This window comes from Streptomyces sp. NPDC056580 (genome assembly GCF_042793175.1).
GTDB lineage: Bacteria > Actinomycetota > Actinomycetes > Streptomycetales > Streptomycetaceae > Streptomyces.
In genome coordinates this window covers 1-13,144 of sequence record NZ_JBHTVE010000005.1, presented here as the reverse complement: position 1 = coordinate 13,144, position 13,144 = coordinate 1, and the positions used below count along the sequence as shown (strand labels likewise).

13 protein-coding genes are annotated in these 13,144 nt (G+C 73.0%); 10 read left to right on the top strand and 3 right to left on the bottom strand.

Going from position 1 to position 13,144, the window contains the following annotated elements; translation table 11 throughout:
• Window positions 1-36 precede the first annotated feature (36 nt).
• The 4 genes from ACFQ9Z_RS11385 to ilvD all read left to right on the top strand — a co-directional run bounded on the left by ACFQ9Z_RS11385 (window position 37) and on the right by ilvD (window position 4,527).
• On the top strand, window positions 37-969 hold the full coding sequence (locus tag ACFQ9Z_RS11385; RefSeq protein ID WP_383014532.1) for a Ppx/GppA family phosphatase: 933 nt from the start codon (window positions 37-39) through the stop codon (window positions 967-969).
• Window positions 970-1,115: 146 nt separating this feature from the next.
• Window positions 1,116-1,928 carry a sugar phosphate isomerase/epimerase gene (locus ACFQ9Z_RS11380; RefSeq protein WP_143629501.1) on the top strand — a complete coding sequence of 271 codons (813 nt, stop codon included), beginning with the start codon at window positions 1,116-1,118 and terminating at the stop codon, window positions 1,926-1,928.
• Window positions 1,925-2,530, top strand: coding sequence for a TetR family transcriptional regulator (locus ACFQ9Z_RS11375; protein ID WP_383014527.1), 606 nt, complete (start codon window positions 1,925-1,927; stop codon window positions 2,528-2,530). The genes ACFQ9Z_RS11380 and ACFQ9Z_RS11375 overlap by 4 nt, the downstream gene beginning before the upstream one ends.
• A 143-nt stretch (window positions 2,531-2,673) precedes the next feature.
• Window positions 2,674-4,527 (top strand): dihydroxy-acid dehydratase, encoded by a 1,854-nt coding sequence (ilvD, locus tag ACFQ9Z_RS11370; protein ID WP_383014524.1) that lies wholly within the window; start codon window positions 2,674-2,676, stop codon window positions 4,525-4,527.
• Window positions 4,528-4,579: 52 nt separating this feature from the next.
• Here ilvD and ACFQ9Z_RS11365 read toward each other — a convergent pair whose 3' ends face one another.
• Complete coding sequence (locus ACFQ9Z_RS11365; protein ID WP_383014521.1) at window positions 4,580-6,763, bottom strand: PQQ-binding-like beta-propeller repeat protein; 2,184 nt, start codon at window positions 6,761-6,763, stop codon at window positions 4,580-4,582.
• Between the two features lie 185 nt (window positions 6,764-6,948).
• Between ACFQ9Z_RS11365 and ACFQ9Z_RS11360 the strand changes: the two genes are divergently transcribed.
• From ACFQ9Z_RS11360 to proC, 6 genes are all read left to right on the top strand, one after another.
• Entirely contained in the window at window positions 6,949-7,263 is a 315-nt protein-coding gene (locus ACFQ9Z_RS11360; protein WP_383014518.1) for an SH3 domain-containing protein, read from the top strand.
• A 42-nt stretch (window positions 7,264-7,305) separates the two neighbouring features.
• Window positions 7,306-7,830 (top strand): EamA/RhaT family transporter, encoded by a 525-nt coding sequence (locus ACFQ9Z_RS11355; protein WP_383014515.1) that lies wholly within the window; start codon window positions 7,306-7,308, stop codon window positions 7,828-7,830.
• A 141-nt stretch (window positions 7,831-7,971) separates the two neighbouring features.
• Complete coding sequence (locus ACFQ9Z_RS11350; protein WP_383014512.1) at window positions 7,972-8,757, top strand: class I SAM-dependent methyltransferase; 786 nt, start codon at window positions 7,972-7,974, stop codon at window positions 8,755-8,757.
• 119 nt (window positions 8,758-8,876) lie between these two features.
• Entirely contained in the window at window positions 8,877-9,674 is a 798-nt protein-coding gene (locus ACFQ9Z_RS11345; protein ID WP_383014509.1) for an ABC transporter ATP-binding protein, read from the top strand.
• A complete protein-coding gene (locus tag ACFQ9Z_RS11340) occupies window positions 9,671-10,450 on the top strand; it encodes an ABC transporter permease (protein WP_383014506.1) in 780 nt (259 codons plus the stop codon). The genes ACFQ9Z_RS11345 and ACFQ9Z_RS11340 overlap by 4 nt, the downstream gene beginning before the upstream one ends.
• Window positions 10,451-10,534: 84 nt before the next feature.
• Window positions 10,535-11,347, top strand: a complete 813-nt coding sequence (gene proC, locus ACFQ9Z_RS11335; protein WP_143629481.1) for a pyrroline-5-carboxylate reductase — start codon at window positions 10,535-10,537, stop codon at window positions 11,345-11,347.
• 109 nt (window positions 11,348-11,456) lie between these two features.
• Here proC and trpS read toward each other — a convergent pair whose 3' ends face one another.
• Window positions 11,457-12,458, bottom strand: coding sequence for a tryptophan--tRNA ligase (gene trpS, locus ACFQ9Z_RS11330; protein ID WP_383014503.1), 1,002 nt, complete (start codon window positions 12,456-12,458; stop codon window positions 11,457-11,459).
• Between the two features lie 416 nt (window positions 12,459-12,874).
• On the bottom strand, window positions 12,875-13,144 hold a 270-nt coding region (locus ACFQ9Z_RS11325; protein ID WP_383014501.1), incomplete at its 5' end, for a hypothetical protein.

Genomic DNA, 13,144 nt, shown 5'->3' with positions numbered 1-13,144 from the left:
ACCGAGGACGGCGGTTCTGGCAGTAGCGTTCCGTACATGAGACTCGGTGTCCTGGACGTGGGTTCCAACACGGTGCATCTGCTGGTGGTGGACGCCCACCCCGGCGCACGGCCGCTGCCCGCGCACTCCCACAAGGCCGACCTGCGGCTCGCCCAACTGCTCGACGACAGCGGCGCCATCGGCGACGACGGCATCCACCGGCTGGTCGACGTGGTCCGGGACGCGCTCCAGGCCGCCGAGGACAAGGGCGTCGAGGACCTGCTGCCGTTCGCCACCTCCGCCGTCCGGGAGGCCACCAACGCCGACGACGTCCTCGCGCGCGTGGAGAACGAGACCGGCGTACGGCTCCAGGTGCTCACCGGTCCGGAGGAGGCCCGGCTCACCTTCCTCGCCGTCCGCCGCTGGTTCGGCTGGTCCGCCGGCAAGCTGCTGGTCCTGGACATCGGCGGCGGCTCCCTGGAGATCGCCTACGGCATGGACGAGGAGCCGGACGCCGCCGTCTCCCTGCCGCTCGGCGCCGGCCGCCTCACCGCGGGCTGGCTGCCCGGCGACCCTCCGGCACCCGACGACGTGCGCGCCCTGCGCCGGCACGTCCGCACGGAGATCGCCCGCACCGTCGGCGAGTTCAGCCGCTTCGGCGCCCCCGACCACGTGGTCGCCACCTCCAAGACCTTCAAGCAACTCGCCCGCATCGCCGGTGCCGCCCGCAGCGCGGAGGGCCTCTACGTCCAGCGCGAGCTCAAGCGCGAGTCCCTGGAGGCCTGGGTGCCGCGGCTGTCCGGGATGACCGCCGAGCAGTGCGTGGAACTCCCCGGCGTCTCGGAGGGCAGGGCCGGCCAGCTCCTCGCCGGCGCCCTGGTGGCCGAGGGCGCGATGGACCTGTTCGGCGTGGAGAGCCTGGAGATATGCCCCTGGGCGCTGCGTGAGGGCGTCATCCTCCGCCGCCTCGACCACATGGGCTCCGACTGAGCGTCCGGGGGCGCGGAACCGTATCCGCACATGCCACCGCCGCGCGCGAGCGGCCCGGCATGCCGCGCGACCACGCGGATGGCAAAGCTCACAATGGCGAACCGGCACCCCGCACCCGGGTCGCCCGACCCCGTAAGGTGACGGACGTGGCTGAACCAAGGGACGTAAAGGTCGCCCTGTCGACGGCCTCGGTTTACCCGGAGTCGACGGCGACCGCCTTCGAGATCGCCGCACGCGTGGGCTACGACGGCGTCGAGGTCATGGTGTGGACCGACCCGGTGAGCCAGGACATCCAGGCCCTGCGCCGGCTGTCCGACTACCACGGCATCCCGATCCTCGCCGTGCACGCCCCCTGCCTGCTGATCACCCAGCGCGTCTGGTCCACCGACCCGTGGGTCAAGCTCCAGCGGGCCCGCGCGGCCGCCGAGAAGCTGGGCGCCGACACGGTCGTCGTCCACCCGCCGTTCCGCTGGCAGCGGCAGTACGCCCGCGACTTCGTCACCGGCGTGTGGCGGATGGCGAACGAGACGGACGTGCGGTTCGCCGTGGAGAACATGTACCCGTGGCGCTACCGCGACCGCGAGATGCTGGCCTACGCCCCCGACTGGGACGTCACCAAGGACGACTACCGGCACTTCACGATCGACCTCAGCCACACCTCGACGGCCCGCACCGACGCGCTCGCCATGATCGACCGCATGGGCGACCGGCTCGGTCACGTCCACCTCGCCGACGGCCGCGGCTCCGCCAAGGACGAGCACCTGGTCCCCGGCCGCGGCAACCAGCCCTGCGCCGAGCTGCTGGAGCGGCTCACGCACACCGGCTTCGACGGCCACGTCGTGATCGAGGTGAACACCCGGCGCGCGATGTCCGGCGCCGAGCGCGAGGCCGACCTCGCCGAGGCCCTGGCCTTCACCCGGCAGCACCTCGCCGCCGCCGTGCGGGTGCCCCGGCGATGACCGGCGCCACCTCGCGCCGCAGGGGCCGGCCCCCGCGCACCGAGTCCGCCGGCACCCGCGACCGCATCCTGGCCGCCGCCCGCGAGGAGTTCTCCGAACGCGGCTACGAGAAGACGTCCGTACGCGGCATCGCCAAGGCCGCCGGGGTCGACTCGGCGCTCGTCCACCACTACTTCGGCACCAAGGAGCAGATCTTCGAGGCGTCCGTCGCGGTCGCCTTCGCGCCCGCGCTCGAAATGCCCGCCGCCATCGCCGACGTCCCGCCGGCCGAGATCGGCGAACGGCTGACCCGCTTCCTCCTCGGCGTCTGGGAGAACCCCACGACCCGGACACCCCTGCTCGCGATCCTCCGCTCCGCCGTGAACAACGAGACCGCGGCGGCCGTCTTCCGCCGCCTGGTCGCCTCCCAGCTGCTGCGCCGCGTGGCCGCCCAGGTGGACCTGCCGGACGCGGAACTGCGCGCGGAGCTGGCCGCCGCGCAGCTCGTCGGCACGGCGATGATGCGGTATGTGATCAAGCTGGAGCCGCTCGCGTCGGCGGACCTGGAACAGATCGTCGCGCGGGTCGCCCCCGTGGTGCAGGGCCATCTGACCGAGCCCTGACAGCCGTGCCGGGTCCCCGGCCGCGGCCTCCGCGAAACACGCGTCCCGGAATCCGGACAGGCTTGTCCATCCCTTGGAGCGGCGGCGTACGCTCGGAGGAGTCAGAACCCACTGGCAGAAGGTCTTCGAAGGAGCGAGCGACGATGCCCGAGCTGAGGTCCCGCACAGTCACCCACGGCCGCAACATGGCGGGCGCCCGCGCCCTTATGCGCGCCTCCGGTGTACCCGGTGCGGACATCGGCCGGAAGCCGGTCATCGCCGTCGCCAACTCCTTCACCGAGTTCGTGCCGGGCCACACCCACCTGCAGCCGGTCGGCCGGATCGTCAGCGAGGCGATCAAGGAGGCGGGCGGCATCCCGCGCGAGTTCAACACCATCGCGGTGGACGACGGCATCGCCATGGGCCACGGAGGCATGCTCTACTCCCTGCCCTCCCGCGACCTGATCGCGGACTCGGTGGAGTACATGGTCGAGGCCCACTGCGCCGACGCCCTCGTCTGCATCTCCAACTGCGACAAGATCACCCCGGGCATGCTGATGGCGGCCCTGCGCCTGAACATCCCGACGGTGTTTGTCTCCGGCGGCCCCATGGAGTCCGGCCGGGCCACGCTGGTCGACGGCACGGTGCGCACCCTGGACCTCGTCGACGCGATCTCCGACGCCGTCAACGACAAGATCTCCGACGAGGACATCCTCCGCATCGAGGAGAACGCCTGCCCGACCTGCGGAAGCTGTTCGGGCATGTTCACCGCCAACTCGATGAACTGCCTGACCGAGGCGATCGGCCTCTCCCTGCCCGGCAACGGCTCGGTCCTCGCCACCCACACCGCCCGCCGCGCCCTGTACGAGAACGCGGCCCGCACGGTCATGGACCTCACCCGCCGCTACTACGAGCAGGACGACGACTCGGTCCTGCCGCTGAACGTCGCCACCTTCCAGGCCTTCGAGAACGCCATGGCCCTGGACATCGCGATGGGCGGCTCCACCAACACGATCCTGCACCTGCTGGCCGCCGCCCAGGAGGCGGGCGTCCCGTTCGGCCTGGAGCAGATCGACGCCGTCTCCCGCCGCGTCCCCTGCCTCGCCAAGGTCGCGCCCAACGTCGCGAAGAACCGCACGTACTACATGGAGGACGTGCACCGCGCCGGCGGCATCCCCGCCCTGCTCGGCGAACTGCACCGCGCCGGCCTGCTCAACGAGGACGTCCACGCCGTCCACAGCCCCTCGCTGTCAGACTGGCTGAAGACCTGGGACGTCCGCGGCGGCTCCCCGTCGCCGGAGGCCGTCGAGCTGTGGCACGCGGCCCCCGGCTGCGTCCGCTCCGCCGAGGCATTCTCCCAGTCCGAGCGCTGGGAGGCCCTGGACGACGACGCCGAGAACGGCTGCATCCGCTCCGCCGAGCACGCCTACTCCAAGGACGGCGGCCTCGCGGTCCTCAGGGGCAACCTGGCGGTCGACGGCTGCGTGGTGAAGACCGCGGGCGTCGACGAGTCGATCTGGACCTTCGAGGGCCCGGCGGTGGTCTGCGAGTCGCAGGAGGAGGCCGTCCAGCGCATCCTCACCCAGGAGGTCAAGGACGGCGACGTCGTCGTCATCCGCTACGAGGGCCCCAAGGGCGGCCCCGGCATGCAGGAGATGCTCTACCCGACCTCGTACCTGAAGGGCCGCGGCCTGGGCAAGACCTGCGCCCTGATCACCGACGGCCGCTTCTCCGGGGGCACCTCCGGCCTCTCCATCGGCCACGCCTCCCCCGAGGCGGCCTCCGGCGGCACCATCGCCCTGGTCCGGGACGGCGACCGCATCCGCATCGACATCCCGAACCGCAGCATCGAGCTGCTGGTCGACGAGGCGGAGCTGGCCCGGCGCGACCAGGAGCTGGGCGGGAACTACGCCCCGGGGAACCGGGACCGCAAGGTCTCCGCCGCCCTGCGCGCCTACGCCGCCATGGCGACCAGCGCCGACAAGGGCGCGGTGCGCGACGTCAGCAAGCTCGGCTGAGCCGGAGCACCGCGCGGGGCCGCCTCCACCGGGGGCGGCCCCGCGCGCCGTCTCACCAGGCCGAGGTGTCCTTCGCGGGCACGGCGAACACGGTGCCGTCCGGAGCGGTGGCGTACACGCGGGGGCCGGCGAGGAGGGGGGCCGGCAGCACGGCCGTGACCGTGCCCGAGTTCCGGCCGAGCCGGGGCGGCGTCTGCCCCACCAGGCTCCCGTCGCGCGCGTCCACGGCGATGAGCCGTCCGTCGGGCGCGGTGAAGCAGACCCGGCCGGCCGAGGAGACCGGCGCCGAACCACGGCTCACGGACGTCTCCAGGTGCCACAGCCGGCGGCCCGTGCGCAGGTCGACGGCGTCCAGTGAGCCACCGGCCGCCAGCACGTGGACCACACCGTCGTGCACGTCCGCCTGGGCCGCCACCCGCCGGACGGGCAGCGCGACCCGGCGCACCGAACGCGAGGCGGGTGAGTAGCGCACGACCCCGGTCGCGTCCCCCGTGGCCGGATCGACGGCGAGCAGGTACAGCGCACCGTCCTCGCTGCCGACGACTCGCAGCCAGCCCTCGAGGCGGGCGTCCCACCGGACGGCGCCGGAGCCCGGGTCAAGGGCGGTGACCAGCGTGTACGCGCCGTCCGCCGAGGAGCCGGCCGCGTAGGCCAGCGGATCCCCGCCGGGGAGCGTCAGCGAAGGGGTGTCCCGCCCGGCGACCCGGCGCTGCCACTTCCGGGCCCCCGAAGCCGCGGACGATCCCGTGACCGTCCCGTCGGCGCCGGTGACCAGGAGCGTGCCGCCGGCGAAGCGCGCCGCCCCGTGCGGGGGCAGGTCCCGCAGCCACCGCCGCTCACCGGAGGCCGGGTCGAGCGCCGTCACCCGGCGGCCGCCGTCCACCGTCACCAGCAGCAGGCCGTCCACGAGGGCCGGCGCCCCGGCCGCCCGCTCCCCTGCGACCGGGCGCCGCCACAGCAGCGCACCGTCCGCGGGGTCGAGCGCGAACGCCACGCCGGACCGGACGCACAGCAACTTCCCGTCCCCGTACACGCATTGCGGCATCCCGGAACCCTGGCCGACGGGCTTCGCCTGCCAGGAGGTGACGGCTGCGGCAGCGGCCGGCGCGCCCGTCGCCCGGTCCGCCGGGCCGCCGCCCGGCCACAGCAGCCCCGTGAGCGCACCGCCCAGCACGACGGCGAGCACCCCGGCGGCCAGCGCCACCCGCCTGCCGGACCGGCGCCAGGGCCGGGGACGGGACGCGGACTTCGACCTGGGCTCGGACTCCGGCTCGGGCTCGGACTCCGGCTCGGGCTCGGACTCCGGCTTGGGCTCGGACTCGGACTCCGGCTCGGCCGCGGCCGGCCGGGGCGGCGGGGGACCCTCGCCGGTCCGCTGCGCGGGTATGAACGCCTGGGTGTCGTAGGAGGCGGCCATCGAGCGCAGTTCGCGCATCAGCTCGTCCGGGGTGGGCCGGTCCTCCGGCTCCTTCGCCAGACACCGCAGCAGCAGCGGCGCCAGACTCTCCGGCACCCCGGTCAGATCCGGCTCGTCGTGCACCACCTGGTACGCGACGACATAGGGACTGTCGGAGTCGAACGGCCCCCGCCCGGTGGCCGCGTGCACCAGCACCGAGCCGAGGGCGAAGATGTCCGCCGCCGGGCCGACCTCCCGCGGGCGCCGGAACTGCTCGGGCGCCATGAACGGCGGCGTCCCGATCAACTTGCCGGTCTCGGTGCGCAGTTCACTGTCCTTCGGCCGGGAGATGCCGAAGTCGATGACCTTAGGGCCGTCCTCGGCGAGCAGGACGTTGCTCGGCTTGAGGTCCCGGTGCACGACGCCCACCCGGTGGATGTCCCGCAGGGCCTCCGCCAGCCCGGCCATCAGACGGCGCACCTGGGCGGGCGGCATGGGGCCGCTCCGCTTCACGTGCTCCGAAAGGGTCGGGCCGGGGATGAACAGCGTCGCCATCCAAGGCCGTTCGGCGTTCGGGTCGGCGTCCACCACCGGGGCGGTGAAGGCCCCGCTCACCCTGCGGGCCGCCGCCACCTCCTGCCGGAAACGCCCGCGGAACTCGCGGTCCCTGGCGAACTCGGCGTGCACGACCTTCACGGCGAGCTTCAGTCCGGAGTCACTGCGGGCCAGATGGACCACGCCCATGCCACCGGAGCCCAGACACGACTCCAGGCGGTACTGACCGGCGTACTCGGGAAGTTCCGGTTCCATGCCGGCTCCAGTACTGCGCTGCGGCGCCATGGACCACCCCCGTGCTGTTCGTCCGTGCGCGCGACGCACGGAGCCTAGTCGATGACTCGTACGAGACCGAGGCGGCTTGCTAGCCTCCGGGGGCGAGTCGCGCACCCGGGTCCCGGGCCGCGGCGCACGCGGCAATCAAGGGGAGGCCCCATCGCGGTCATGGGGCTCGACGGGGGAGGTCTGTCATGTCTGACCACACGGTCACGGCCACCAGCGGCGGCGAGGACGCGTCACTGACGGCGGAGGCGACCGTACGCACGTACGCGGTCGCCCCGGGCGTCCGGCTGAACGTCCGCAGCGGCCCCGGCACCGGCTACGGCATCGTCCGGGTCCTGTCCGAGGGCGCCCGCGTCCCGATCTTCTGCCAGACGCCCGGCACGACCGTGACCGGTCCGTACGGCACCTCGAAGATCTGGGACAACATCGACAACGGCGAGTTCGTCTCCGACGCCTACGTGCACACCGGCAGCGACGGGTACGTCGCCTCCCGCTGCTCCTGACCCGGCCCGGAGCCCGCCGGCGCCCGGAGCCATAATCGTCCCGTGAGCGACGAAACCGGCACCCCGGAGGACCAGGCGGGCTCCGCGCGCGGCGAGGCCACGGCCGGCGGCCCCCGCCCCGAGCCCCTCCGCTTCTTCGGCACCTCCTGGGTGCACCACGACCAGGGGTACGCGGCCCGCCGCGCCGGCGTGGCGGCCGGCTCCCTCGCCGCGGCCGTCGTCTCCTGCCTGGTGCTGCGCTTCGCCTACGACGGCCTGCGGATCGCCGGCACCGAGTCCTTCGTGACCGTGCTGATCATCGTCATGTTCGCGATCTGCAGCGCGCTGGCCTTCCGCAACACGTGGGAGGGCTTCGGCAAGCGCCACGACCCCCAGCGACAGGCCTCGCTGCGCGGCCTGCTCGCCATCGGGTTCGTCGGCTCCCTGCTGGCCCACTTCTTCCGCGCCCTCACCGAGGCCCCGGGCGAGAGGCTGCACCGCGAGGAGTACGAGAAGGCCCGTGAGGAGTACGAGCGCCGGTCCTCCCGGCGCACCGGCGACCCGTCGAAGCGCAAGCGCCGCCGGTAGCGCGGAGCCGTCCGCGGCGGCGCTCCGTGACCCGGGACGGCGCCCGGCCGGCGAGTGACCGTCGCCGCGGCCCGCTCCACGGCGGGCCGCACGGACGAGTCCGCCGGTGTCCCCGCCCGCCCGTGTGGACAGCATGGCTTCATGACCACGTCCCGAGCCACCGCCGAGCCGTCGCGCGGCCTGCGCGCCCACTCCTTCAACGCGGCCGCGGCCCAGTACGCCGCCAACCGCCCCTCCTACCCGCCCGCCCTGCTCGACACCGTGGAGGAACTGGCCGGCCGGCCCCTGTCCGGCGCTCGGGTGGTGGATGTCGGCGCCGGCACCGGTATCGCCTCCGCACTGCTGCGGGACCGCGGGGCCGAGGTCCTCGCGGTCGAGCCGGGGGAGGGCATGGCCGCCGAGTTCCGCCGCGCCCTGCCGGACGTCCCGCTCGTACGGGGCGACGGCAACGCCCTCCCCGTCGCCGACGCCCGCGCCGACCTCGTCACCTACGCCCAGGCCTGGCACTGGACGGACCCCGCCCGGGCGGTTCCGGAGGCGCTGCGGGTGCTGCGGCCGGGCGGGGCGCTGGCGCTGTGGTGGAACACCCACCCCGTGGACGTCGAGTGGATCGCCGAGTCCGCGGAGCGGACCGGCCGTTTCTTCGGCGTCGACATCCCCGCCGAGAACCGCGGGGCCGGCGACCGCGCGCAGGCCGACCCCACCGGGCGCCTCGACTTCACCCGCCGCGACATCCGCTGGAGCCGGCGCGTCCCGCTGGACACCCACCTCGCCAACATCGGCAGCCACTCGGCGTTCCTGGTCGCCCCGGCGGAGCGCAGGGACGCCTTCCTCGAGGAGGAGCGCGGCCATCTGCTGAAGGTCTTCCCGGACGGTGTCGTCGAGGAGACGTACGACGTGCTGCTGCTCGTCGCGACCAGACCCTGACCCCCTCGCCCGACCCAGCCAAGCGGCGGCCCGGTCCACACCGGGCCGCCGCTCGCGTCCGCGGCGCACGGGAGCACGCCCCTTGACGGCGCCGGACCGGCGGGGCAATTATTCATCACATGATGAATTACGAGCCCGGCCCGCCCGGCCCCACGGCGCCGCACGCCGTCCACGCCGACGACCTCACCGTCGTCCGCGGCCCCCGCACCGTCCTGCACCACCTCGGCTTCACCGTCGCGCGCGGCCAGGTCACCGGTCTGCTCGGCCCCTCCGGATGCGGCAAGTCCACCCTCATCCGCTCCATCGTCGGCACCCAGGCCAAGGTCTCCGGCACCCTCGACGTCCTCGGCCTGCCCGCCGGACACGCCACCCTGCGCAGCCGCATCGGCTACGTCACCCAGGCCCCCTCCGTCTACGACGACCTGACCGTCCGCCAGAACCTCGACTACTTCGCCGCGATCCTCGACCCCGGCCGCGCCAGGCCCGACCGCCGCGACGACGTCGCCCGCGTCCTCACCGACGTCGACCTCACCAGCCACGCCGACGCCCTGGCCGGCAACCTCTCCGGCGGCCAGCGCAGCCGCGTCTCCCTCGCCGTCGCCCTCCTCGGCACCCCCGAACTCCTCGTCCTGGACGAACCGACGGTCGGCCTCGACCCCGTCCTGCGCCGCGACCTGTGGCACCTCTTCCACGGCCTCGCCGCCGACCGGGGCGTCACCCTCCTCGTCTCCTCCCACGTCATGGACGAGGCCGAGCGCTGCCACCGGCTGCTCCTGATGCGCGACGGCCGGATCCTCGCCGAGGGCACCCCGGAGGCCCTGCGCACCCGTACCGGCACCGACACCGTCGAGGCCGCCTTCCTCCGCCTGGTGGACCGGGCGGCCGCCGCGGACCGCACCGAGGAGACGACCCGATGAACCCGACGCCCCAGGCGGCCACCGCCCCGACCGGCGCGTTCAACGCCGCCCGCACCACCGCCACCGCGGCCCGCGTCCTGCGCCAGCTCCGCCACGACCCGCGGACCATCGCGCTGATGCTCCTCGTCCCCTGCCTGATGCTGGTCCTGCTGCGCTACGTCTTCGACGCCAGCCCCCGCACCTTCGACGGCATCGGCGCCTCGCTGCTCGGCATCTTCCCGCTGATCACGATGTTCCTGGTGACCTCGATCGCCACCCTGCGCGAACGCACCTCGGGCACCCTCGAACGCCTCCTCGCCATGCCCCTCGGCAAGGCCGACCTCATCGCCGGCTACGGCCTCGCCTTCGGCGCCGTCGCAGTCGTCCAGTCCGCCCTCGCCACCGGACTCTCGGTCTGGCTCCTCGGCCTCGACGTCACCGGCTCGGCCTGGCTGCTCCTGCTGGTCGCACTGCTCGACGCCCTCCTCGGCACGGCCCTCGGCCTCTTCGTCTCGGCCTTCGCGGCCTCCGAGTTCCAGGCGGTCCAGTTCATGCCCGCGGTGATCTTCCCCCAGCTCCTGCTCTGCGGGCTCTTCACCCCTCGCTCCGACATGCACCCGGTACTCGAGGCCGTCTCCGACGTCCTGCCCATGTCGTACGCCGTCGACGGCATGAACGAGATCCTCCACCACACCGACATGACCGCCGCCTTCGTACGCGACGCACTGATCGTGGCGGGCTGCGCCGTCCTGGTCCTGTGCCTCGGCGCGGCGACCCTGCGCCGGCGCACCGCCTAGCCCGGCGGGCGGGAGGCGCGTCGGCACGTCCCGCCTGCCGGACAACGGCCCGCTCCCCGCCGCGCCGGTGCGAAACTGAGCCGCATGAGCCAGAAAGTCGCAGTCCTCGGCACCGGCAAGATCGGCGAAGCCCTGCTCAGCGGAATGATCCGGGCCGGCTGGTCCCCCGCCGACCTCCTGGTCACCGCCCGCCGCCCCGAACGCGCCGAAGAACTCCGCGCCCGCCACGGAGTCACCCCGGTCACCAACACCGAGGCAGCCAAGACCGCCGACACACTGATCCTCACGGTCAAGCCGCAGGACATGGGCGCCCTCCTGGACGAACTCGCCCCGCACCTCTCCGCCGACCGCCTGGTCATCAGCGGCGCAGCCGGCATCCCCACCTCGTTCTTCGAGGAGCGCCTCGCCGCCGGCACGCCGGTCGTCCGCGTCATGACGAACACCCCCGCCCTAGTCGACGAGGCCATGTCCGTCATCTCCGCCGGCAGCCACGCCGGGGAGGCGCACCTCGCGCACGCCGAGGAGATCTTCGGCGGCGTCGGCAAGACCCTGCGCGTCCCCGAGAGCCAGCAGGACGCCTGCACCGCGCTGTCCGGCTCCGGCCCCGCGTACTTCTTCTACCTGGTCGAGGCCATGACCGACGCCGGCATCCTGCTCGGCCTGCCCCGCGACAAGGCCCACGAACTGATCGTCCAGTCCGCCATCGGCGCCGCGGTGATGCTCCGCGACAGCGGCGAGCACCCGGTCAAGCTGCGCGAGAACGTGACCTCCCCGGCCGGTACGACGATCAACGCCATCCGCGAGCTGGAGAACCACGGCGTGCGCGCCGCCCTCATCGCCGCTCTGGAGGCAGCCCGCGACCGGAGCCGAGAGCTGGCCACCGGCAAGAAGGACTGACCCGGGCGCGAGTCCCCGGGGCGGCGGGCCACCGACTCGACCCGCCGCCCCCGAGCTCGCCCTCGCCCGGCCGCACGTGCCCGGCACGCCGGCCCTCGCCCGGCACCGGCTAGGACACGGCCGGCATCAGCCCGATCGCCCGGTAGGCGGCGTCGACGGTCGGCCGGGCCATCGCCCGGGCCTTCTCCGCGCCCCGGCGCAGCACCGCCTCCACGTAGGCGGGGTCCGCGCACAGCTCCCGGTGCCTGGCCCGCACCGGCCGCAGCACCTCCACCACGGCCTCCGCGGTGTCCTTCTTCAAGGCGCCGTACGAGTCGTACCCGCCGGCCAGCGCCTCCGGGTCCGCGCCAGTGCAGGCGCCGAGGATCTCCAGCAGGTTCGCCACCCCCGGCCGCCCCTCCCGGTCGTACTCCACGTCCCTGCCGCTGTCGGTCACCGCCCGCATGACCTTCTTGCGCACCACGTCGGGCTCGTCGAGCAGATAGACGATCCCCGGCCCCGAGTCGTCGGACTTCCCCATCTTCGACGTCGGGTCCTGCAGGTTCATCACCCGGGCGGCCACCTCCGGAGGGGTGGCCCTCGGTACGACGAAGGTGTGCCCGTACCGCTGGTTGAACCGCACCGCCAGGTCCCGCGTCAGCTCGACGTGCTGCGTCTGGTCCTCGCCGACCGGCACTTCGTCGGTCCCGTAGGCCAGGATGTCCGCGGCCATCAGCACCGGATACGTCAGCAGCGACAGCCGCACGCTCCCGCCGCGCTCCCGCTCCCGGGGCGCCTTCTCCTTGTACTGGATCATGCGGCGCATCTCGCCGTCCGTGGCCACGCACTCCAGCAGGTACGACAGACGCGTGTGCTCGTCCACGTGGCTCTGCAGGAAAACGGTGCACCGCTCGGGGTCGAGCCCCGAGGCGAGCAGCAGCGTCGCCGCCTGCCTGCTCAGTCTGAGCACCCGCGCCGGGTCGTGGTCCACCGTGAGCGCGTGCAGGTCGACGACGCAGAACAGCGCGTCCGACCGGTGCTGGTCCACCTCGGCCCAGCGCCTCATGGCTCCCAGGTAGTTCCCCAGGGTCAGATGTCCGGTCGGCTTGACGCCGCTGAAGACCCGTGTCATCTCCGCTCCATCTCCTGATCGAGACCGCCGTCCCGGCCGGCCGGCCCCCGGAGTCCTGGAGGAGATACGAGAACGGCCGCCGAAGCGGCGGCCGTTGAGTGCATACGTGGGTCGGCCGCCGTCAGGCGGCCCACCAGTACTGGGTACACGTACGCGAGGTCATGTCGTCAGAGTACGCCTCGGGTGCGGTCTCCAGGAGCGAGTTGACACGCCCAGACCCCGTGCGTATGGTTCTCCGAGTTGTCCGACGTGAGCACCGACTCCGGTCGGTCCCCGGACAGCCATTCCGCAGGTACCACCCACTTCATCGGCGTTCCGCGTCGACTGCTTTGGCGTGTGTATTCGCGAAATGAGGAATCCGCGTTCGAAAGGACGCAGCCCCCGATTAGCTCGGGAGCCGGGAATCCGCTAAAGTCTCACTCGTCGGAACGGCCCAACAGCCGCGAAGACAAACCCGCCGACCGGGAATCCGACGCCGAAAGGGTCTGATAGAGTCGGAGCCGCCGGAAAGGGAAACGCGGAAGCGGGAATCTGGAAAGCGCCGAGGAAATCGGGTCGAGAAAAGATCTGATAGAGTCGGAAACGCAAGAACGAAGGGAAGCGCCCGGAGGAAAGCCCGAGAGGGTGAGTACAAAGGAAGCGACCGTTCCTTGAGAACTCAACAGCGTGCCAAAAATCAACGCCAG

Excerpts from the sequence above, each read along its gene's own strand:
- ACFQ9Z_RS11375 (WP_383014527.1), top strand. The coding sequence starts at position 1,925 with ATGACCGGCGCCACCTCGCGCCGCAGGGGCCGGCCCCCGCGCACCGAG.
- ACFQ9Z_RS11365 (WP_383014521.1), bottom strand. The coding sequence starts at position 6,763 with ATGGCGCCGCAGCGCAGTACTGGAGCCGGCATGGAACCGGAACTTCCC.
- ACFQ9Z_RS11345 (WP_383014509.1), top strand. The coding sequence starts at position 8,877 with ATGATGAATTACGAGCCCGGCCCGCCCGGCCCCACGGCGCCGCACGCC.
- ACFQ9Z_RS11350 (WP_383014512.1), top strand. The coding sequence starts at position 7,972 with ATGACCACGTCCCGAGCCACCGCCGAGCCGTCGCGCGGCCTGCGCGCC.
- trpS (WP_383014503.1), bottom strand. The coding sequence starts at position 12,458 with ATGACACGGGTCTTCAGCGGCGTCAAGCCGACCGGACATCTGACCCTG.
- proC (WP_143629481.1), top strand. The coding sequence starts at position 10,535 with ATGAGCCAGAAAGTCGCAGTCCTCGGCACCGGCAAGATCGGCGAAGCC.
- ilvD (WP_383014524.1), top strand. The coding sequence starts at position 2,674 with ATGCCCGAGCTGAGGTCCCGCACAGTCACCCACGGCCGCAACATGGCG.
- ACFQ9Z_RS11360 (WP_383014518.1), top strand. The coding sequence starts at position 6,949 with ATGTCTGACCACACGGTCACGGCCACCAGCGGCGGCGAGGACGCGTCA.
- ACFQ9Z_RS11385 (WP_383014532.1), top strand. The coding sequence starts at position 37 with ATGAGACTCGGTGTCCTGGACGTGGGTTCCAACACGGTGCATCTGCTG.
- ACFQ9Z_RS11340 (WP_383014506.1), top strand. The coding sequence starts at position 9,671 with ATGAACCCGACGCCCCAGGCGGCCACCGCCCCGACCGGCGCGTTCAAC.